Here is a 20,510-nt window from a genome sequence, read left to right as displayed (position 1 = left end):
CACTTAGAGGAACGGCTCTATTCTCAACTTTAACCTCCTTTATTCAAAAAAAATCTTATTTTTCTTATTCCTCTTATACTCTGCTGCTTGAATGTTAAGCTTTGTCTTTATTTTATAAAGCTATTTTAAATCAGGAATAAAAGTAAGGTGTTTAATTTAAGAGCTGTATTTAAATTTTGTTTGCTCATTATTTAGATCCTCAAACTTTTATGTTTAAATCTTTAAATTCTAGGATTTTGAAAATAATTTCTTGGATACTTAAATCAGAAGTATCAATCACGAGAGCATCAGGAGCTTGTTTAAGAGGAGATATTTCGCGAGTTAAATCGAGATGATCTCGTCGATTAAGATCTTCAAGGGATTTTTCAATCGTAAGCTCTCTTGTTTCTTCAGGATATTTTCTTTTGAGTTCGTCATATCTTCTTTTAGCACGTACTTCAGGACGTCCTGTTAAATAAATTTTTATCTCGGCCTTAGGAAAAACTATCGTACCCATATCTCTTCCTTCAAAGACCGCATTTACTCCTATAGCAAGTTCCCTTTGCATAGCCACTAACTTATCGCGTATCATAGGGATAGCCGAGATGCTGGATACATGAGAAGTAACTTTATCGAGGCGAATAGCATCGGTAACGTCCTCATTTCCTACATAGTAATGTTTTTTTCCATGTTTACTTTTGATATCAAATTTAAATGTATGGAGAAAGTCATTAAGTTGCTCAGGATCATCGACGTTGATATCTTTCTTTAAAACACCATAAGTTAGGCAACGATACATGGCTCCTGTATCAAAATAAATGTAGCCAATTTCGCGTGCTAATGTCTTAGCAATCGTACTTTTGCCTGTAGCAATGGGACCATCAATGGTAATAATCATGCAAAATCTCCTGTACTATTGCATTTAGCTAGATGCAGATTGAATTTCAAGAAAAATATAAACAATAGGAGAAGTAAAGACTAGCGAATCGAGCATATCTAGTATACCACCCAGTCCGGGGATTTGATTGCTATTTTTAATATCAGCATCACGCTTTAGCAAGGATTCAGCAAGATCCCCTATCTGTCCTAGTGTGCTTAATAAAATTCCTAATGTCAGGCATTGAAAAAGAGTGATCTGAAAAGGAATGTGAGCACTTATCCAATAAAAAGTAAAGCTTGCGCCTAAACCGCAGCAAAGTCCTCCCACTGCTCCTTCGTTGCTTTTTTTAGGACTTAAGTAGGGAGCCATTTTATGCTTGCCAAGAATGCTACCCACAAAATAAGCCCCTATATCGGTTGTTTTCGTAACAGCCAATAAGTAGAGCAGCCACCACCGTCCTTCTTGAGGAGAGTTTTCTGGAAAAAAGTAGGCAATGTTGAGCCAAGATGCTAAAGGAATGGCTACATACATTAATGCAAGCAGGGTAATGGAGATATTAAGCAAGGGCTTATCGCCTGTTTTAAAAAAATAGAAAAAGCACATCCATACAATCAATATAAGAACAATGTAGGGGAGAATTTGAGCTTGACCATACTGGGTACTCACATACACTGAAAGAGTGTATAAAAAACAGCCTGTCAAGCCTATTTTCGTAAGGGGTTGGTAGTTTTTGCTTTTGGCTAGGTGAAAAAGTTCAGCGGCAGCAAGGGTAACGAAAGCAGCAAGGATTAAAGCAAAAATAGGACGAAAAAATAGGTAGGGAGAAAACCAAAGCAGCAAAATAGCAAAAAGAGTGGTCATACTGCCCAAAAGAAGGCGGTGTTGAAGATTGCTCATGCGCCCCCTAAGCGCCTTTCACGCTTTTGGTAGTTTAATAATGCTTCTAAAAGATGATAAGGAGTAAAATCTGGCCATAATACGTTTGACGAGAATATTTCAGTATAAGAGAGCTGCCATAATAAATAGTTACTCAATCTTAATTCACCACTCGTGCGGATAAGTAAATCTGGATCGCTCCAGGGTGCCGTATCAAGATATTGAGAGATAATTTCTTCAGAAATTTGCTCGGGAATAATTTTTTTATGGATTATATCTTGCGCGATAGATTGCACAGCACGTTTGATTTCATCGCGACTTCCATAATTCAGGGCAAAAATTAGGTCCGCTTCTTGGCAGTGGGCAGTAACTTGTCGGGTTTCCTCTATAGTTTTTTGTACGTACTCTGGTAAAGCAGCAATATTTCCAATAGTACATAAACGCGTCCCTTCTTCCACAAAAGAAGATTGTTGCTCGAGTAAATAAGTATGCAAAAGCCACATCAAGGCATCGATTTCTTCTTGAGGACGGCTCCAATTTTCGGTAGAGAAAAGGTAAAAAGTAAAATTTTTTATTCCTAGTTCTTTTCCTGCTTTTACAATTTCAATCAGGTTATCAGAACCTTCTTGATGACCTTCTATGGATCTCATTTGTTGTCGTTTGGCCCAGCGTCGATTGCCATCCGGAATAAAAGCTACATGATGAGGAATACGCTTAGGATCTAAGCTGGCCTTTTGTTCAAGAGTATAATAGTTGTTTTTCACGCTAATATTCATAAATTCTATTTAAGCATGCTTGCAAGCTGCCTTTTCCTTTGTTGAAAATAAATCTTTTAAAATAAGGGTTTTTTCTCGTTGAGGCCCTAAAGAGATGATATTAATAGGTACTCTACAAAGCTGCTCAATTTTTGATAGGTATTTTTGTGCATTTTGAGGTAATTCCTTATAATTGGTAATTTGGCTAGTGGAGGCGTTCCAGCCTGGTATAGTTTCATAAATAGGGACAATCTTATCTAGATCCTCGCTAATGTAAGGAAGATGATTGATACGTACTCCATGAATTTGATAGCCTACGCAAACTTTAATAGGATCTAAATAATCTAGACTATTGAGCTGAGTCACTGCTAGTGAGTCAATGCCATTTATGTGTACAGCCGTTCGTGCTAGCACTGCATCAAACCATCCAATCCGTCTTCTACGCCCTACTGTATTGCTGTACTCACTTGTGATAGGATGATTCAAAAAACTTTCATTTTCTTGAAACTCAGTAGGAAAAGGTCCATTGCCCACACGTGTAGTGTAGGCTTTAACAACTCCCAAGGTATGATCGATGCAGGTGGGGCCTACTCCAGCGCCGGCACAGATGCCCCCAGCGATTGTAGATGAAGAGGTGACATAGGGGTAAGTTCCTAAAGAAGTATCTAGGAAAGTCCCTTGAGCTCCTTCGAACAAAATATTTTCTTTATTATCTATAGCTTGATGAATAAGCTCTTCCACTTCTGCCACAAAAGGTTTTAAAAGCTCCGCATAGCGGCTATACTTTTTATAAATTTCTTCCTCATTTAGTTTTTCAGCACCGAAAAGCTTGGTAAGCTCTTCATTTTTTAGCTGAAGAATGCTTTTTAGCAATTTGCCGAAAATATCAGGACGCACAAGTTCTCCCATGCGAATGCCTAAACGCTGGGCTTTATCAGCATAACAAGGCCCAATTCCTCGGCCGGTTGTGCCTATAGCACGTTCGCCTTTCTTTTGCTCAAGAAGATAATCTAGCATTCGATGGTAGGGGAAAATAATATGGGCAGAAGGTGAAATTAATAGACGTCCTTTAATTTGGACACCTTTACTTTCTAAATCTTCCATCTCTTGAATGAGTACTTCAGGATCGATGACGGTGCCAGCACCTATATAGCAATGCGTGTGAGAATGGAGAATAGCTGAGGAGATTAAATGGAATTTGTATTCTTGTTTATCAAGGACAGCTGTATGGCCTGCGTTATTGCCGCCTTGAGAGCGAATAACATGCTTGGCCTGAGCTGTAAGTATATCAATAATTTTACTTTTATCTTCATCCCCCCATTGTGCACCAATCAAAATCACTTGTGGCATATTAACTCTTTTTTAATGATCGATTAATCTCCTGCTTTTAAAACTTCCATAAAAGCACTTTGCGGGATATTGACTTTACCAATTTCTTTCATACGTTTTTTACCCTTTTTTTGCTTCTCCCACAGCTTGCGCTTGCGTGTAATGTCGCCTCCATAGCACTTAGCTGTCACATTTTTGGTGAGGGCGCGGATAGTCTCTCGCGCAACAATTTTCCCCCCAATAGCCGCTTGAATAGGTACTTTGAAAAGCTGCATGGGGATTACTTCAACGAGTTTAGAGCAAATGGCTTTTCCTTTAGATTCTGCTTTGGAGCGATGCACTAAGCATGAAAATGCATCTACTGGCTCTTCGTTAACACGAATTTCTAATTTAATGATATCGCTTTTCTCATAACCATCAAATTCATAGTCAAAAGATCCATATCCTTTAGTGATTGATTTAAGCTTATCATTGAAATCGGTAATAATTTCATTAAGCGGAAAGCGATAGGTAATTAGAAGCCGGCGCGCATCCATAGTTTCTGTCTTAATACAATTTCCTCTTTTATCCATCCCCAAATTCATGATCGCGCCTAGATATTCGGCAGGAATCATAATGTGGCATTTTACCCATGGCTCTTCTACATAGTCGATGTGAGTAGGGTCTGGATAGTGAGCAGGATTATCGATTTCTTTAATGGAAGTATCATTCAAATGGAACTTGTAAATAACACTGGGAGCTGTAGAAATAACATCTAAGTCAAATTCACGTTGAATGCGCTCAAATATAATTTCCAAATGCAAAAGTCCTAGAAAGCCACAACGGAATCCAAAGCCCAAAGCCATGCTGCTTTCTTGTTCGATATGCAGAGAAGAATCGTTAAGTTGAAGTTTTTCTAAAGCATCGCGTAAAGCTTCAAAATCTGTGGAATCAATAGGATATATGCCTGCAAATACTACCGGGCTGATATTCTTAAAGCCTGGCAGAGCATCGGGAGCTGGATGTTTTTGCAAAGTAATGGTGTCCCCAATTTTAACATCGGAAGTTTTTTTTATGTTGGCGATCATATATCCCACTTCCCCTGACCTTAAAGTTTCCACAGGTTTTTCAGAGGGGGTAAATTTTCCTACTTCTAACACTTCACAGGCTTTATGGGTAGCCATCATGCGTATTGCAGAGCCTTTGCGAATTTCTCCACTAATCACACGAATGTAAACCATAACTCCTCGATAATTGTCGTAATGGGAGTCAAAAACCAGGGCACGGAGTAGATCATCGACAGGTTCTTTAGGAGCAGGAACATCGTTAATGATACGTTCTAAGATGGTCTCAATCCCTATTCCTGATTTGGCTGAGCAGCAGATAGCATGAGAAGCATCTAGCCCAATTACATCTTCAATCTGTTGCTTTACACCTTCTATATCCGCACTGGGAAGATCAATTTTATTAAGCACAGGCACGATTTCCAAGTCACGTTCAATCGCTAAATGAACATTTGCAAGAGTTTGAGCTTGGACGCCTTGAGCTGCATCTACCACTAGCAGGGCTCCTTCGCAAGCGGCTAAAGATCGCGAGACCTCGTAGGTAAAGTCAACATGCCCTGGCGTATCGATTAAGTTAATTTGATAAATTTGTCCATTTTCGGCTTGATAATTCATGGTCACAGGGTGAGCTTTAATAGTAATGCCCCGTTCTCTTTCAAGATCCATATCATCCAGTAGCTGCTCTTGCATCTCTCGCTTGGAGACTGTATGGGTAAGTTCTATCAATCTATCCGCAATCGTTGACTTTCCATGGTCAATATGAGCAATAATAGAAAAGTTGCGAATATTTTTTCTGTTGTATGAAACCATGCAAAAATCCTAATCACTGCCTTTTATTACATCTAAATTTATCAAGATGGGGGTTGTAAGGGAAATCAATCAACTAAATTAATCGATACCATGAATGTTTTCAAGCAACATTTAATTTATAGCTATCTTGGTGCATAAACTTTTTTGAAACAGACTAGATACAGGAAGAAAAATCTAATTTCTCTAAATAAATTAGGAGTTTTTATGAAGAAAGCATATTAAATCACCAGAAAGTACATTAATTTCCACAGCGTTGCTATTACATACATTTGATAAACTCATAAATTTTTTGTCAAAATCAGCATTTTGCAACTCCCATTTAAGGCCCTGAGTTCGGATGCCATACACAGGGGATAAAGGAATTAAAGAGATCGTTTGCCCGATAAACGTCTTAATCCGATTGTGTCCTTGTAAACAAAAAATAGTCTCCTTTTCCGATTCTATCATAAGCTGAGAAGGGTGGCGAGACAGAAGGTACAAGGTATAAAGAAGATGATCACTGCGCTTTCCTAATACACCAAATAAAGCAATAGATCCTACTTTTTCCATTAAAAGCTTATGGATGGCTAGCTCTAAATCACTTTCATTTTTATCTTCAGGATATTTTAAAAGGGGAAGATCTGCATATTGTTCAAGAACTTCTTTTTCTAAAGAGTCTAAATCTCCGATAAGAAGGCAAGGAGTGACTCCCATTTTCTGGCAATGTTTTAAGCCCCCATCTACGGCTATGATCTTTGAAAAAGAAGAAAGAAGGTGCTTGGTCTGAGAATAAGAGGAAATTTCGCCATTAGCGACAATAGCTACTTGGGGAGATAAAGGGTAATGCATCCTCACTCATACATAAAAATTTAGCTCAAGGATTGCGGCCAAGATGACTCGAACATCCACAGGGTTACCCCTACTAGAACCTGAATCTAGCGCGTCTACCAATTCCGCCATGGCCGCTTAATGAACAGACATCGTATTAAAATAAGCTTATTTCCGTAAATGGAAAATATCTTATTTAAGAGAGAAGCAGCCTTTATTTAGATAAAGGGGCTCTATTATCAAATAGCTGTGATCAGGATTTTGAAGAATAGAAAATGTTTTTCCATCTTGTCTGACCAGCTTTCCTAGTCCCACTAATAAGTTATGCTGAAAATTTCCTGTTAGTTTATCTCCATTACTGTAAACAATCAATCCTCGACCATTTAATCTTCCCCCACGAAATTCGCCGGAGTAGGTGGTAAAGAAGAGAGTTTGGGTTTTTTCGTTTATCATTTCGTAGGTAAGCTTACCGATTCCTTCGGGAAGACCTGCTTTTAAGGGTCCTATATATTTGATGCCATTAGAGAGTAGTTTCCTGCTTTTTATTTCTTCTCCTTGCTTTAGGATGTCTTCAGGAGGTTTCAACGGTAATAATGGAGGCAGGGGAGTAGGTTCGTTGCCTGCATTTTGGCTTGGATGGGAAGAAGCCTGAGACGAAAGTTGAGCAGCAGGTGGGTGAAGAGGCTCGGCAATGCCCCAAAAAAAAGTACTCGTGTCTTTTGTTCTTGTGGGTAAAAAAGTGATATTCTTATCAACCGATTGATTGTTTGTAAAGATTTTATAATCACAATTAATTAAACTCATAAAAACCTAGTGTGTTTTCTTATTATATTAAAAATAATAGTGGATGAATTGTTAATTTTCAAGCAGATTATGAGAGGTAACTCATTTTTAAATAAGTTAGAATTTTGCTGAAAGCCAAAAAGAATTATGTTACACTTTGTTGATTTTAACTTCTAAATACTAGTTTTATGGAATCCTTAATTTACAATCGACATCATCCTTTTCTGGCCACAATCAAAGAACGTTATAATTTAACTCGAGAAGAATCTATAAAAAATACTCAACATGTGGTTTTAGATATTAAAGGATCAGGCTTGACCTATAAAGTGGGCGATAGCCTAGGTATTTTTCCTATCAATCCTCGGGATATAGTTAATAAAACACTTCTTGCTATGCGTGCACAAGGTTCGGAATTGATAATTAGCAAGCATACAGGAAAGAGTATGTCACTGCGCGATTTTTTAACCACAAAAGCTAATGTGACCGACTTAAGCAAAAAGTTTTTGTCAATAATTGCTCAAGGGCAACCTAATCAGAAAAAAAGAGAAACGTTAGAAGCTGTTCTGGCAGAAGGCGCTCAAGAAAAGTTTAAAGCTTATTTACAGTCCCATGAGCTGTGGGATATCTTAGAAGAGAACAACGAAGTAGTTTTTTCGTTGCAAGAGCTATGCAATATGCTTATGCCCTTGCTACCTCGTCTATATTCTATTTCTTCTTCAATGTCGGCAGTAGGAGAAGAAGTGCATCTTACCGTAGGGGTATTAAAATATCATACCAATGGATATCAGCGGGTAGGGGTGTGCACGCATTATTTATGCGAAACAGTCCCTCTTCACCAGCCTGTTGTACCCATCTATATTCAACCTCATCATGGTTTTACACTTCCTTCTCACTCTGATACGCCTATTATTATGATTGGCCCTGGCACTGGAGTAGCCCCCTTCCGTGCATTCATGCAAGAAAGGATGGCGAAGGAGGCTCAAGGTAAAAATTGGCTTTTCTTTGGGGAGTGCAATCGCGCGACTGATTTTTTTTATGCAGATTATTGGACAAGCTTAGAGCGGCAAGGTAAGCTCCGCTTAGATGTCGCTTTTTCACGTGATCAGCAGGAAAAAATTTATGTCCAACACCGTATGCTAATGCAAGGCGCTGACCTTTATCGCTGGATTAATGAAGGTGCTTACATTTATGTTTGTGGAGATGCTGCGCGTATGGCAAAAGATGTAGAATCTGCCTTGCATGAAATTATTCAAGTTCATGGTAAGAAAAGCGAAGCGGAAGCAAAAGCACTCGTTAAGCATTTGCGTAACGAAAAACGTTATCTTCGGGATATTTATTAACATTCTTATAAACTGCCTTCTACAGATCTTTAAAGAGGCTTAAGAAGTAGATTTAAGCCTTAGCTTATTTGAAAGTAGAAGGAAGGCACTCACGGAGATAAAGGTGTAGGCTGACAGGTGGTCACTATTGCAAAGCATTGGACCCCTTCGCCACAACCGAAGTCTGTCAAGCCTTCGCCTGAAGTTGCTGTTATTCCTACTTGGGACACCTCGATTTGCATTACGCGTGCAATGTTCTCCCTCATCGCTTGAATGCGATCTTTAAATTTAGGCTTCTTACCTTCTAGGGTGATAGACACATGCGTAACTTTCTGGGCCCCTAATGTTTTTATAGCTTCAAGAAGGTAAACTTCACTATCGGTAATTCCATCTTTTAAGCAAAGCTCATCGGCAATATTTCCTAAAATTAAGACTCCTGAGAGCGAGCTTATAGCATTACAAATGGCATGAAAAACAATATCACCATCAGAATTAGCATTAAATCCAGGGGTATGTTCAAAGATTAGCCCCGCAATAATGCAGGGTTTTGAGGTTTCAACCGGTAAAAAACGATGGCTATCTTGACCTATACCTGTTCTTACTATCATTTCTACCTCTTAATCGTTAATAGATGTGGCGTTATTTTAGAAATCTGAGAATTTGAATGAAACATTTTTTTGCTTTTTCTTAAATTAGAAAGGTAAGTTGAGCTCTTGGCTGGTTGCTATTTACAAAAGATCAAGTAAGAAAAGGCAGATGAATGTTTAGAAATAGAAAAAAGCAGTAAGTAAGGCTACAGTTAACATTCTATAAGCTTTCTGAAAAAATTATGTCTCTACTTATTAGGTAATAGGATTAAAGATAAGTATTTAAAGCTAATATAGATTTATTAAAAATAAAAAGTTCAAAATAAAAATATTTTTTAGTAAAATGGCCACTCTTAAAGAAGGATCATAAAATGGCATCTCTAAATCTTCACCGTCCCCACCGATTCCACCTTAAACACCCCTTTATCAATGAAGGGAACCAAAAAAGTGAAAAAGCAGGGTTTTATTGGAAAATTAAGCATTTAGCCCTTGTAGCTTTAGCTACTTTATGTAGCCTGGCTACTTTGGCAGGAGTAATAAATTTATTTTCTAGAACTTCATTTTCTATGCTTTCTAAGTATACATTTATACTTTCGGTCAGCGCTTTAGGAGTTTTTCTTAGTGGAAATATGTTAAATTCGATGGCTTCTAGGCTTCCTCAATCTTTAGTTTCTTTGGCCAATTATATTTATTCTATTGTTTGTGAATTTTTTTCTTTGATGGCTTTAAATTTTTTACGATTTGTAAATTTAGAAAAACGAGATCCTCAAAAAGGAAATGGGCAACAACCTATTTTACTTATCCATGGACTTTATAGTAATAGTGGCTCATGGGCATATTATCGTTACCGCTTTTCTAATGAAAAATTAGGGCCTGTTTTTACGGTGCATCTAGGAAAGCCTTTCGACTCTATTGAAACTCATGCCGAAAAAGTTCGAAATAAAGTGCTAGAAATTCAAAAAGTGACAGGCAGGAATGATATTACACTTATTGGCCATTCAATGGGGGGGATAGTAGCCTGTGTCGCTGCTTCTAAATTGGCTGAATGTAATTTGCTAGTAACAGATATTATTACTTTAGGCTCTCCATTAAAAGGAGCTTTCTTGGCGGCTTGGGGGATAGGGAAGGCTGTTAAAGAAATGCATCCGCAAAGCGCTTTTTTAGCCAACCTTAGTAAGAGAATTTTAAATTTGCCCTCTACAACTCATTTTTTCCATATAGCTAGTAAAACAGATTTATTAGTTCCTCTTTCCAGTGCTTTATTTAATGAAACTACTTATACCAAGCGATTAACACTTTCAAATGTAGGCCATTTATCCCTTTTATTTTCAGACTCGTTGATTGAAGAAGTGATAAATTATTACAAAATTCGACAAAATAAAGTGTAAAAATAGGTGCTTTATTTTATCTATCCAAAAAAATTAACTTTAATTCAGATTCTTATTGTATTTAAAAGTTTTTTTTGTTAATAAGATAATCAAAAAAACTACGGATAATCGAGCTTTTTTTCGAGCATTTAACAATAAATTAATTTTTACGTATGGTTGCATTAAAAACATGGAAATATTGAAAATTAAGGGCGGAACCCCTTTAAAAGGTCATGTAAAAGCAGCAGGTGCAAAAAATGCGATGACTAAACTGCTGGTAGCCTCTCTTCTCTCAGATAAAAAATGTCGCTTCTATAATGTTCCTAACATTGGGGATGTGGCTGTTACAGTAGATTTATGTAAAGAAATAGGCATGGATGTGCAGTGGGACCGTGTGAATGGGGTCATGGAAGTGATTACTAAAGAACTTAAAACTTCTTATATCCCTCAAAGGTTCTCTGGAGCCAATCGAATTCCTATTTTGATGATTGGAGCGCTATTGGGACGTACTGAAGAAGATATTATTGTGCCAACGGTGGGGGGATGTAATATTGGAATGCGCTTGGTAGATTTTCATATTGCTGCCCTAGAGAAATTAGGAGCTGTTATTGAATATAGAGGAATGAAGCGCGAAGGAGCTTATTTTGCTCATGCTCACAATGGCCTGAAAGGTACGCTAGTACATTTGCCTTTTCCGTCGGTAGGAGCTACAGAAAATACCATTTTAGCAGCCGTCACAGCTCGGGGCTTAACCACAATAAAAAATGCAGCCATTGAACCAGAAATTGTAGAATTAATTCTTTTTTTGCAAAAACTCGGTGCCATTATTACATTAGATGTGGATCGTACGATACATATCCAAGGCACACGACGATTTTATGAAGTGGAACATACCGTGATCCCTGATCGTATTGAAGCAGCTTCTTGGGGAATAGCAGCTATAAGTTCCAAAGGACGTGTTTTTGTGGAAGGCGCTCAGCATCAAAATATGATTACTCTTTTAAATAAGCTTAGAGAGGTAGGAGGAGGATTTGAAATTAAGAGTAATGGAATTGAATTCTACTATGACGGGCCCCTTCAAGGCGGGCTCCACCTAGAGACAGACGTGCATCCCGGCTTCATGACAGATTGGCAGCAGCCTTTCGTTGTGCTGCTTACACAGGCGACAGGATCATCAGTGGTGCATGAAACTGTGTATGAAAATCGTTTTGGCTATACGGAGGTGTTGAAGGAAATGGGAGCTGATATTACGCTTTTTAGGCAATGTTTAGGTGGTAAAGAATGCCGCTTTGCTTCCCAAAGTTTTTGCCATAGTATTATAGTTAAAGGTAATACTCCTCTTGTTGCTAGGGATATTTCTGTTCCTGATTTAAGAGCAGGTTTTGCTTATGTAATGGCTGCAATCTTAGCTAAAGGAACTAGTGTAATTTCGGGATTGCATTTCTTAGACAGAGGCTATGGAGAGCTTTTTCAAAAGCTTGGTTCTTTAGGGGTAGATGTGACGCGTACGACGGAAAAGGAAAAAACTTTACAACCCGTGTCAAAAGGGGAGGAAGTAGCTATTTTAGCCAAACCTATCAAAGAATTAAAAAAGAAAAAATTACCTGTTTTGCAAACTATCTAAATTTTTCTAAAGGTTTTTGTAAGCGGTCACCGGCCGGGGGCTACTTAAGACATTGATGCTAAGGGTCTACTATAAATTAGAAAGGACAATAAATAGAAAAAACAGCTATTTGTGAGCATTTTTGGCATTGCAGATGTCCGCAGAATCGCGTCTAAAGCTGGGCATACTCTATGACCACTTACAGGTTTTTAAAGAAAGATAGCTTGGTACTACAGTGGTAAATATTAACTTCGGCAAAGAAAGCTTAAGGTATCCTCTTGCTTTTCGATAAGCAAACCTTAAGGTTATCTGTAAATAACGTTAAAATTTTTATTCGCGGGGATTGCTGCTTTATAGAAAAGATAGTGGGGAAAAAACAGGGCCATTTGTAAACTGGAAAAAAGGGATGATTAGGAACGTTTGCTTAATTGAGAACGGTATGAAATCGAGAGGTTCTAAGTCTCATTTTAAGAGAGGCTGGTGGGGAAGTTCAACGGGTCGACTTACCATAAGGTTTATTGGCAATTAGGATATTTCTTATGAAGAAGTTAAGAGCAAAGTTCATAAAGACCACGGCCCCGAAAGTCTATTTATTTTGAAAAAATGCATTATGAAATCTCCTAAAAGCTGATAAAGACAAAAGCTAAGAATCAAGGGTAAGAGAACGAAAGCCGGATGGGATCATGATTATATAATGAAAAGGGTGAATTAAATCTTTATGTAATTTCCCTATAATGCAGCATAAAATTAAAGAAATTAAGCTATTAGATAGACCTAAGTGCAATAATAAGTAGAGTTTATATCATGACACCTTTAAGTGCTACCGTAAGTCTTTCCTCCAAGACCCTACCCTTATCAACAGAACAATCAGCCCAAGCAGATTTCCAAGGTTTCTTAGATAGTCGATCTATCCATCACCTATCAGGTATTAACTTTAAATATTTGCAAAATGCTGAAAAAGCGGGACCACTAAGCGTCAAAGCTAGCGAAGCATTTTTTAAGCAAGTAGAGGATTTGACCGTTTCAAAAATAGATGAACTTTCAAAAATTGCAGAAAAGTTGAGATTACAACTAGAGGCTTTTATATGCACAGCACAAGAAGTAGATGAAAAATTTATTGAGCATACTGCCAAAGTGATGGCTGAAAAGAGTAAAGAGGTAGTCCTAGATTCTATGCTACAAAAATTTATTTTGAGGAATAAGATAGATACAGCTGTGAAAGAAGTTGTTGCTACAACTGTTAGAATTCATCAAGAGTTAATCGACATACAACTCGATCTCATAGCTCAAGGTATGAAAGGAATCATCGATGTAGCATCTGACAAGAGAAACAAAGGTATAAAAATGCTTGAAGCAAGTTTAGATGGATATTCATACAGCACAAAATTCTGAAATAGAAAATTTTTTAAAATTACATAGCTAAGTTTAAAAGAAAAAACTTAAATTTATGATTAGTTGATGCAATTCAAAAGTTTTACATATAAAGATAAAGAGTACGCTAGACGTATGAAAAAATAAAAACTCACTATAAAGGTGGAAAAACTAACGATCCAAGGCAAAGAAGCAGAGCATAACGCTAAATAGAAAATATGCAAGAGAGAGTGAGAGTCAATAATAATATTTGATAAAAGGTTTTATTCTTCTCCTCGTTTCACCACCACCCACCCACAGCGCCTCGAAAGCATGTAAATGCTGTCTGCTTCTCTCAACCCCGCAGCAAATGCAGCATGGAATAGTCCGCTACCGTTACAGGTTAAAACAGTATTTAGCTAAAATAGCAAGGAGAGTATTTATGGATGCCCCAATGTCAATTGCCTCAGAGTCTATTCACTTATTTTCAAGGATGTTTAGTGAAGAGGTGGATCAACAAAAACAACGTTTTCATGGACGTATGGATTCCAAGATGAAAATTTGTAAAGCTTATGAGGAGTATGAAGACCTTGTAAAAAGTAACTGTGAGATAATGCTGGCTGAAATTAAGATAGAAGATGATGTCGAATGTTACGCCAAAACTATAGAGACACAAAGGGAAAGAAACGTCCTTGCTTTAACAGGCATATTTAATAAGGCTTTAACGATAATAGAGGTGCCATCAGAAAGAATAATTGCAGAAATGCCTAAGCTCAAGGAATATGAATCGAAAGAAGAAGACGGAAATCAATCGCTCAACAAGGAATCAATTGACACTCCTATTAAAGCCATAACTAGCGCTTTTGCAAAATTTGATAAAATTAGCCAAAGGTTTGCTGAAAAGTGCAAAGCATTTAGATTGACAAGCATATTTAAAGGTTATACAGGTAGTAACTCTCCAACTGTTGCTAGCCAATTTTTAGAGATCGAAAGACTTAATCAATTACATCATGATGAATATCATCAACCTTGTGTTAGTTGGAGGGCGGTATACCTTGGAGAAGAAAAGAGAAATAATTATAGCTCCTTTTTAAAATTTAACCATCAATATGGGCAAGAATATTTAAAATTAAATAGGACTTTGCAAAAATTATCTACTGATGTGGTGGTCGAGTTAAGTGAATGGGAAGAAATTATGAGAGAATCCTTACTCAATATGGAGGAAAGTCATAGAAAATTTGCAACACAAGCAATTGAGGCAATGCTTATAAAAATAAATATCGAACAAGACAATCAAAAATATGCTAAAATCATAAATGTTTATCTTGATATAATAAAATTATCAGGAGAAATGGGATTAGACGGCTTTGCAAGCCTTCATGAGCGTATGTATAAATTACGCGATGATCATATAAAGGATCAAATTGCTATAATAGAAAAAATTTTGGAGGTCCAAAAAATTCTAAAATTACAAGAGAATGAAAATATATCAATAACTTTAAAAAATGAGATTAAAATCAATGCCACTGAGCGTGAAAATCTTATACGTCACTTTAAAGAAAATGCTTCCCCCTGTGGTCGGATTGCACCACACAGAATGGCTAGATTCGAGAGTGAATTAGAAGCTTTAGCCTGGTCCATTGAGCGAAAAACTTGGTCATTAAATGAGAATGACAAACATTTACATCATATTGCTAAAGAAGAGCAATTTATGAAAAATTGCGTTGATATATTGCAACAAATCCGCTTGCAATTTAATTTGCACATTTAAAAAAGAGTTTGCTGCCCTAGACAACACTTGAACTGACAAATATGAGAGATCTAGCAGACACTATTTTTGTCATTTGTAGCTTATCTAATACTACTTTGTTAGGGCTAAGAGATATCAGAAAATAGTTTTTTGGATAAGACATGAATAGCTTGGTAAAAAGGGTAAATAGTAATGTAAAATAAGCTGTTAATCAAGCTTCTTACTTGAGGTAGAGTCGTTAAGATTTTTTTTATCTTTTGCCTGGTGTTTCAGTAAGGGTAAGAAGCTATAAGTCATAAAACATAACGTCAGATAATGAGGGAGGCCTAGCCATGGCCTTCCCTCAAAGTGTCCTAATTCTAACTTCTCTTTCATCTGCTGATAGTCTTGCTCGATTTTCCATCTTTCACGAATCTATTCTACCCTACGTGTAAGGGAAGTGTTTTTTGAGGCATTAGAAACAACGAATTTTATGCCATAGCTTTTAGGAAGAAAGTATTTAAAAATGCTGAAGAATCGCAAGGAGGGAGATCAAGGGGATGTGGATAAATGGATGAATGAGTATAATAACGAAAGAACACATACAGGAAAGTATTGTTTTGGTAAGGCGCCTTTACAAACATTCTTAGATTCAAAATACCTTGCGCAAGGAAAAATGTTAGATAAGTTACAACTGACAGAAATAGTATCTGCTAGGTAACTCATGTTTGTCAGGTTAAGTACTATCCAGGACAACTTTAAGATTATCTGTAAATAACGTTAAAATTTTTATTTGCGGGAATTGCTGGCTTGCAAAAAATATTTACAAACTGCTAGTTTTAAGGTGACTAATTTTTTTATTAGGTAAAATGCAGACTTCTCCAACTTTATGGCGTCAAATACAACGCAGCAATTTCGCAAATTGGAATCAATTAGTAGACTTTTTAAAGCTTTCCCCTGAACAGGGGGAGCGAATATTGAAAAATCCTTCGTTTAAATTAAATTTACCCCTCCGCCTTGCTCAAAAAATTACTAAAGGAAGTTTAGATGATCCTATTCTTAAGCAATTTCTTCCTGCCTTAGATGAAAAGCTGGAAGCTACTGGCTTCCAGCTAGACCCCGTCCAGGATCAATTATTTCGAAAGGAAACTAAACTTTTGCAAAAATATAAAGGCCGGGCTCTTTTAGTCTGCACAAGTGCTTGTGCGATGCATTGTAGGTATTGCTTTCGTCAAAATTTTGAGTACGATAGCAAAAAAACTAGCTTTGCTAACGAATTGGAGCTTATTCGAGGAGACTTATCTCTTAAGGAAATTATCTTAAGCGGAGGAGATCCTTTATCGCTGGAAAATAGGACATTAAGCAATCTTTTAGATCAACTAGATTCGATTTCTCATCTCCGCCGTGTTCGCTTTCATACTCGTTTTCCTATCGGAATTCCGGAAAGGATTGATAAAGAGTTTTTAGATATCTTAAGAGCCCGTCGTGTACAAATTTGGTTTGTAGTCCATGTCAATCATCCCCGCGAGCTAGATGAGGAAGTTCTTTTAAGACTTAAAAATGTGCAATGTTTAGGCATTCCTGTTCTTAATCAGTGCGTGCTTTTAAAAGGCGTTAACGATGATAAGGAAACTCAAAAACTCCTCTGTGAAAAATTGGTAGATCACGGGATTTTACCTTACTATATGCATCAGCTAGATCGGGTAAAAGGGACTGCCCATTTTGAGGTAGAGCAAGGACAAGGTTGTGAATTAATCCGTTATCTAGCTGCTAATTTATCGGGTTATGCGGTCCCTAAATATGTGCAAGAAGTACCGGGAGAGTTCAGTAAAACTTCTCTTTTCTAGCCCTTAAACTAATAACTACCTCACCTTACGACGACATAAAATTCCTTTGTAAAATTTGCAGTTCTTGATAGGCCATCTGATTGGCTTTAAGGATTAGCTTGTATTTTAAAGCAAAGTGATTGAGTAAGGTTTTAATTTTAAGAAATTCAAGCTTGCAATAAGCGATAAGAGAGGCAAAAATATGATTCCTTTGAGAGCGAGCAATTTTGGTGGGTGACTTCTCAAGGCTAGTATTCTGCTTTATCGATTTGTGATACTCTTCTATGCGCCATCGTTTGTGGTAGACTTCATAGATAGGATCAGAATCATGATTTAGGTCGTTAGTCACAATATGGAGAATGCCTATAGAGCCGTCTTCGTTTTTGAAGATCTTTGTCCTGACTTCAACATTTTAATCTCCAAAACCGCTAAATTTTTTCAAATTTTCCTAGAGATACATCGGTAATTTTTTTGTTTTCTATCTTATAGTGCCTAGTTAAACATTTATCTTGCTTTGTTTTTAGAAAACTTTTATATTCCAAGAAAACTTACAGCTAATTTTTATGTTTGTCAGAGTAAAAACCACGCCTAATAGCCCTAGAAAATCTGTGCAGATTGTTGAATCGGTGCGCGATGGAGAAAAAGTTAAACAAAGAATCGTCCGCTATGTAGGGATTGCTATGGACGAGCAAGAACTTAAAAAAATGGTTGAGCTAGCGGAGCATATCAAGAGCAAGATAGAGCACCAACATAATCCCAATCTTTTTGGCCCTGAAGAAATGGCCCAGCAAGCGATCAAATCAAAAAGCATGCCCAAGCTAAACGGTGAGGAGTTAAACGTTAACCTTAAAAACCTAGAAGAGGAACAGCGTGCAATTGTGGGCATTCATGAGATTTATGGAAAAATCTATGAAGAGCTAGGTTTTGGAAATATTCTTAAAAACATTGCAAGTGCAGAAATATTAAAACATATTGTCATGGCTCGCATTGCTAATCCTGTTAGCAAAAGAGCCTCTGTTAGGCAATTAGAGCAAGACTTTGGGATACAAATCAACTTGCAAGGTGTTTATAGGATGATGGATTGTTTAAATCAAGAGGCCCAGCAAGCTATACAGGATTGTGCTTACAATACAGCCAAAGAATTATTTGGACAAAAAATCGACCTGATTTTTTTTGACGCTACTACCCTTTATTTTGAGTCTTTCCAAGAAGATGAATTTAAGCAAAATGGTTATAGCAAAGACCTTAAATTCAATCAGCCTCAAGTTTTAATTTCCTTAATGGTCACTAAACAAGGCATGCCTATTGGATACCAGGCTTTTCCAGGATCAACCTATGAAGGGCATACTCTTATGCCTATTTTAGAAAAGATTAAAGCTAACTATAGTGGTTTGAATTTTAAATTTCTAGTCATTAACATATACTTAAAAAAGAGTAATCAATGGTTTGAGCAAGAGTCGAAAACTTACTTAAGTTTGCTGCCACAATCTTTTTAAAATTAGCCCAAAAGGTTTCAATAGGGTTTAGATCTGGAGAATAAGGCGGTAAAAATAAAATCTCACACCCTGCCTTTTTAATAAGTTCATGAGTGGCTTGCGATTTATGGAAGGTAGCATTATCCATTATCAGAACTTGTCCTGCTTTAAGTTCAGGTATCAATAATTTTTTCTAGCCAAAAGTTAAACAGAAGAGAATTACAAGTACCTGTATAACAAAAAGGAGCTAAAATTTTAGACTTGCATTTAGCTGCTATAAAGCTTTCTCTAGCAAATGAACGACCTGCTATAGCACCATAAATCTTTTCTCCTATAGGTGATCTTGCATGCTGGCGCTGTAAGTAGGCATTTATCCCGCTCTCATCTATGTAAATCCTATTTTCTTCCGGAATGTTTTCTAGCTTTTGTCTAAACTCCTCTCGTTTATTCTCATCTCTTTCCTTGTAGAAGGGTGTCTTTTTTTTAAAGTGATTTTCAGTCTTTTACAGGCATAAAAAACTGCAGTTATTGTCACTCCGAATGCCTCAGCTATTTCTCTAAGGTAGGCATCAGGATTTTGTTTTATATATAATTTTAGCTTTTCACTATCAATTTTACTGGGGCTCTGCCGTCTTTTTTTAGGAGCTAGGCAACCTTGTTTTTTCCGCTTAATCCAGTTTGTTAACGTGCGAACTGTTACGCCAAACACCCCACTAGCTGTGGCCATTGAGCCGCCATTCTCTATATAATTCAAAGCTTTTTTTCTTAAATCGTGTGAATATACCATGCCAATTGATTATACATATATCCTTAGAAAAATAGAATTCAAATAACTATACCAAGATGCTCAAGGCGAGTTGGTTGCTAGTGAATTCTTTAAAAACAGCACTAGTAATATTATGCAATTAGAGGAAATTATACTCACATTGGCTAAATACCAAGATGCTCAAGTCGAGTTGGATGCTAATGAAAAATTCTTTAAGAAAAGCACTCGTGATATCTTGCAACAAGTCCGCATGCGATTAAATTTGTACACTTAGAAATTTATTTAAAATTATGCTTCAGAAGGATTTAGTGGGCTGCCACATATAGAGACGCTATTTTAAATATGTCCTAAGCAGTCTTTTCCTGGCAATTTACAATTACCTGGTAGCTTAAGTAGCTGCAAGGTAGCAGTAATTTGGCAGGTTAAGTTCTGCCTAGAACATATAAGAAGAGGAACCTGTGAGGCTCTTCTCTGGTAGGTATTTAAAATGGCTTATGCTAGCCCCTGCCCACACATTTAACCCATCCCTGGGTGACTGTATTAGACCTTAAATCCATAGAGGGTGGTTGATGCTTAATCTCAACATTGCGATGCTTGGCTAGAATAGCTTTAGCAACTTCCATATCCTTATTGTAAGCAGCTAAGTAGGCGTCATATTGCCTTTGAAGAATTTCTGCCTTGTTTTTTTCATTTGTCTGCTGGATGTCTGCATCGAATTTTCTTTTTTGTAATTCCAGCTCTTGCTTGCTTTTTTCCGCGCTAATAATAATTTCTATCTTCTCGCCCTCTTGCTGAATTAGCACTAATCTTGTTTTAATAGCCTCTTGAATTACATGGGTTTGATGGTTTATACCCAATTCAAGAGTACGCAGAGCGATGTCAGCCATCCTAGTGACTGCATCAAAACCGGCTGTAAGAGAAACCTCTGCCGCTTCCTTAGATAAAATAGTAAGCTCTCTTGCCTCTGCAATATTTCCTGCAGCCATTTTGTTTAACATCTGAGCTCGAAGTGCTTCAATAAATTGTTGCTGAGCTTTCTCTGCTCTGATTGCCGCCCCTAATACTTCCCCATGGGTCGTCTTAATGCTTTTTAATGATTCGCTGAAAGCAGTTACCATTGTCTCCACCTCATCAGCACCTACTGCGAATAGGGCGGAAGCGTTAGGATTTCTATGTGTTGTTTGGATCATATAAATACTCCTAGTATAAAGGTTAATATATTTAAA

At 37.2% G+C, this 20,510-nt stretch carries 20 protein-coding genes, 1 tRNA gene and 1 pseudogene; 8 read left to right on the top strand and 14 right to left on the bottom strand.

Going from position 1 to position 20,510, the window contains the following annotated elements; genetic code table 11:
- Window positions 1-199 precede the first annotated feature (199 nt).
- The 8 genes from cmk to TY21_RS07075 form a co-directional block, all read right to left on the bottom strand.
- Entirely contained in the window at window positions 200-877 is a 678-nt protein-coding gene (cmk, locus tag TY21_RS07110) for a (d)CMP kinase (RefSeq protein WP_042239929.1), read from the bottom strand.
- Between the two features lie 24 nt (window positions 878-901).
- Window positions 902-1,756: a phosphatidate cytidylyltransferase gene (locus TY21_RS07105; protein WP_042239932.1), complete on the bottom strand. Its 855-nt coding sequence runs from the start codon at window positions 1,754-1,756 to the stop codon at window positions 902-904.
- Window positions 1,753-2,511, bottom strand: a complete 759-nt coding sequence (gene uppS / locus TY21_RS07100; RefSeq protein ID WP_052354450.1) for a polyprenyl diphosphate synthase — start codon at window positions 2,509-2,511, stop codon at window positions 1,753-1,755. The genes TY21_RS07105 and uppS overlap by 4 nt, the downstream gene beginning before the upstream one ends.
- A 9-nt stretch (window positions 2,512-2,520) precedes the next feature.
- On the bottom strand, window positions 2,521-3,840 hold the full coding sequence (locus TY21_RS07095) for an adenylosuccinate synthase (protein WP_042239935.1): 1,320 nt from the start codon (window positions 3,838-3,840) through the stop codon (window positions 2,521-2,523).
- Window positions 3,841-3,863: 23 nt separating this feature from the next.
- On the bottom strand, window positions 3,864-5,672 hold the full coding sequence (lepA, locus tag TY21_RS07090; protein ID WP_039383287.1) for a translation elongation factor 4: 1,809 nt from the start codon (window positions 5,670-5,672) through the stop codon (window positions 3,864-3,866).
- Between the two features lie 192 nt (window positions 5,673-5,864).
- Complete coding sequence (locus TY21_RS07085) at window positions 5,865-6,500, bottom strand: thiamine diphosphokinase (RefSeq protein WP_042239939.1); 636 nt, start codon at window positions 6,498-6,500, stop codon at window positions 5,865-5,867.
- Between the two features lie 33 nt (window positions 6,501-6,533).
- Window positions 6,534-6,617: transfer RNA gene (locus TY21_RS07080), tRNA-Leu, on the bottom strand.
- A 54-nt stretch (window positions 6,618-6,671) separates the two neighbouring features.
- A complete protein-coding gene (locus TY21_RS07075) occupies window positions 6,672-7,283 on the bottom strand; it encodes a hypothetical protein (protein ID WP_042239942.1) in 612 nt (203 codons plus the stop codon).
- Between the two features lie 167 nt (window positions 7,284-7,450).
- On the opposite strand from TY21_RS07075, the gene TY21_RS07070 reads away from it, so the two are divergent.
- A complete protein-coding gene (locus tag TY21_RS07070) occupies window positions 7,451-8,602 on the top strand; it encodes a sulfite reductase flavoprotein subunit alpha (protein ID WP_042239945.1) in 1,152 nt (383 codons plus the stop codon).
- 89 nt (window positions 8,603-8,691) lie between these two features.
- Here the strand turns inward: TY21_RS07070 and ispF are convergent, their stop codons facing one another.
- Window positions 8,692-9,189, bottom strand: a complete 498-nt coding sequence (ispF, locus tag TY21_RS07065; protein WP_042239949.1) for a 2-C-methyl-D-erythritol 2,4-cyclodiphosphate synthase — start codon at window positions 9,187-9,189, stop codon at window positions 8,692-8,694.
- Window positions 9,190-9,539: 350 nt separating this feature from the next.
- Between ispF and TY21_RS07060 the strand changes: the two genes are divergently transcribed.
- From TY21_RS07060 to TY21_RS07035, 6 genes and pseudogenes are all read left to right on the top strand, one after another.
- A complete protein-coding gene (locus TY21_RS07060) occupies window positions 9,540-10,556 on the top strand; it encodes a triacylglycerol lipase (RefSeq protein WP_042239952.1) in 1,017 nt (338 codons plus the stop codon).
- A gap of 169 nt (window positions 10,557-10,725) precedes the next feature.
- Window positions 10,726-12,159 carry a UDP-N-acetylglucosamine 1-carboxyvinyltransferase gene (gene murA / locus TY21_RS07055; RefSeq protein WP_079979869.1) on the top strand — a complete coding sequence of 478 codons (1,434 nt, stop codon included), beginning with the start codon at window positions 10,726-10,728 and terminating at the stop codon, window positions 12,157-12,159.
- Window positions 12,160-12,942: 783 nt separating this feature from the next.
- Window positions 12,943-13,530 carry a hypothetical protein gene (locus TY21_RS07050; RefSeq protein WP_042239955.1) on the top strand — a complete coding sequence of 196 codons (588 nt, stop codon included), beginning with the start codon at window positions 12,943-12,945 and terminating at the stop codon, window positions 13,528-13,530.
- Window positions 13,531-13,930: 400 nt separating this feature from the next.
- Window positions 13,931-15,259: a hypothetical protein gene (locus TY21_RS07045; protein WP_042239958.1), complete on the top strand. Its 1,329-nt coding sequence runs from the start codon at window positions 13,931-13,933 to the stop codon at window positions 15,257-15,259.
- Window positions 15,260-15,703: 444 nt separating this feature from the next.
- Window positions 15,704-15,938, top strand: a pseudogene (locus TY21_RS07040) (hypothetical protein); the annotation flags it as partial.
- A 148-nt stretch (window positions 15,939-16,086) separates the two neighbouring features.
- Window positions 16,087-17,064, top strand: coding sequence for a KamA family radical SAM protein (locus TY21_RS07035; protein ID WP_042239964.1), 978 nt, complete (start codon window positions 16,087-16,089; stop codon window positions 17,062-17,064).
- A 25-nt stretch (window positions 17,065-17,089) separates the two neighbouring features.
- On the opposite strand, the gene TY21_RS07030 is transcribed toward TY21_RS07035, so the two are convergent.
- Window positions 17,090-17,392, bottom strand: a complete 303-nt coding sequence (locus TY21_RS07030) for a transposase (RefSeq protein WP_052354452.1) — start codon at window positions 17,390-17,392, stop codon at window positions 17,090-17,092.
- Window positions 17,393-17,606: 214 nt separating this feature from the next.
- On the opposite strand from TY21_RS07030, the gene TY21_RS07025 reads away from it, so the two are divergent.
- Complete coding sequence (locus TY21_RS07025) at window positions 17,607-18,539, top strand: transposase (RefSeq protein ID WP_130589610.1); 933 nt, start codon at window positions 17,607-17,609, stop codon at window positions 18,537-18,539.
- On the opposite strand, the gene TY21_RS11895 is transcribed toward TY21_RS07025, so the two are convergent.
- The 4 genes from TY21_RS11895 to TY21_RS07005 form a co-directional block, all read right to left on the bottom strand.
- A complete protein-coding gene (locus TY21_RS11895) occupies window positions 18,457-18,666 on the bottom strand; it encodes a transposase (RefSeq protein WP_130589609.1) in 210 nt (69 codons plus the stop codon). The two genes, TY21_RS07025 and TY21_RS11895, sit on opposite strands and share 83 nt — an antisense overlap.
- A 25-nt stretch (window positions 18,667-18,691) precedes the next feature.
- Entirely contained in the window at window positions 18,692-18,907 is a 216-nt protein-coding gene (locus TY21_RS11890) for a transposase (RefSeq protein ID WP_368668652.1), read from the bottom strand.
- 29 nt (window positions 18,908-18,936) lie between these two features.
- The gene (locus TY21_RS07010; protein ID WP_130589608.1) at window positions 18,937-19,305 is read right to left on the bottom strand and encodes an IS630 transposase-related protein; all 369 of its coding nucleotides are present in this window, start codon (window positions 19,303-19,305) and stop codon (window positions 18,937-18,939) included.
- A gap of 476 nt (window positions 19,306-19,781) precedes the next feature.
- Window positions 19,782-20,474, bottom strand: a complete 693-nt coding sequence (locus tag TY21_RS07005; protein WP_042239601.1) for a hypothetical protein — start codon at window positions 20,472-20,474, stop codon at window positions 19,782-19,784.
- Window positions 20,475-20,510: the final 36 nt, after the last annotated feature.

This window comes from Neochlamydia sp. S13, assembly GCF_000648235.2.
Lineage (GTDB): Bacteria > Chlamydiota > Chlamydiia > Chlamydiales > Parachlamydiaceae > Neochlamydia.
This window is presented reverse-complemented; position numbering and strand designations above follow the sequence as displayed.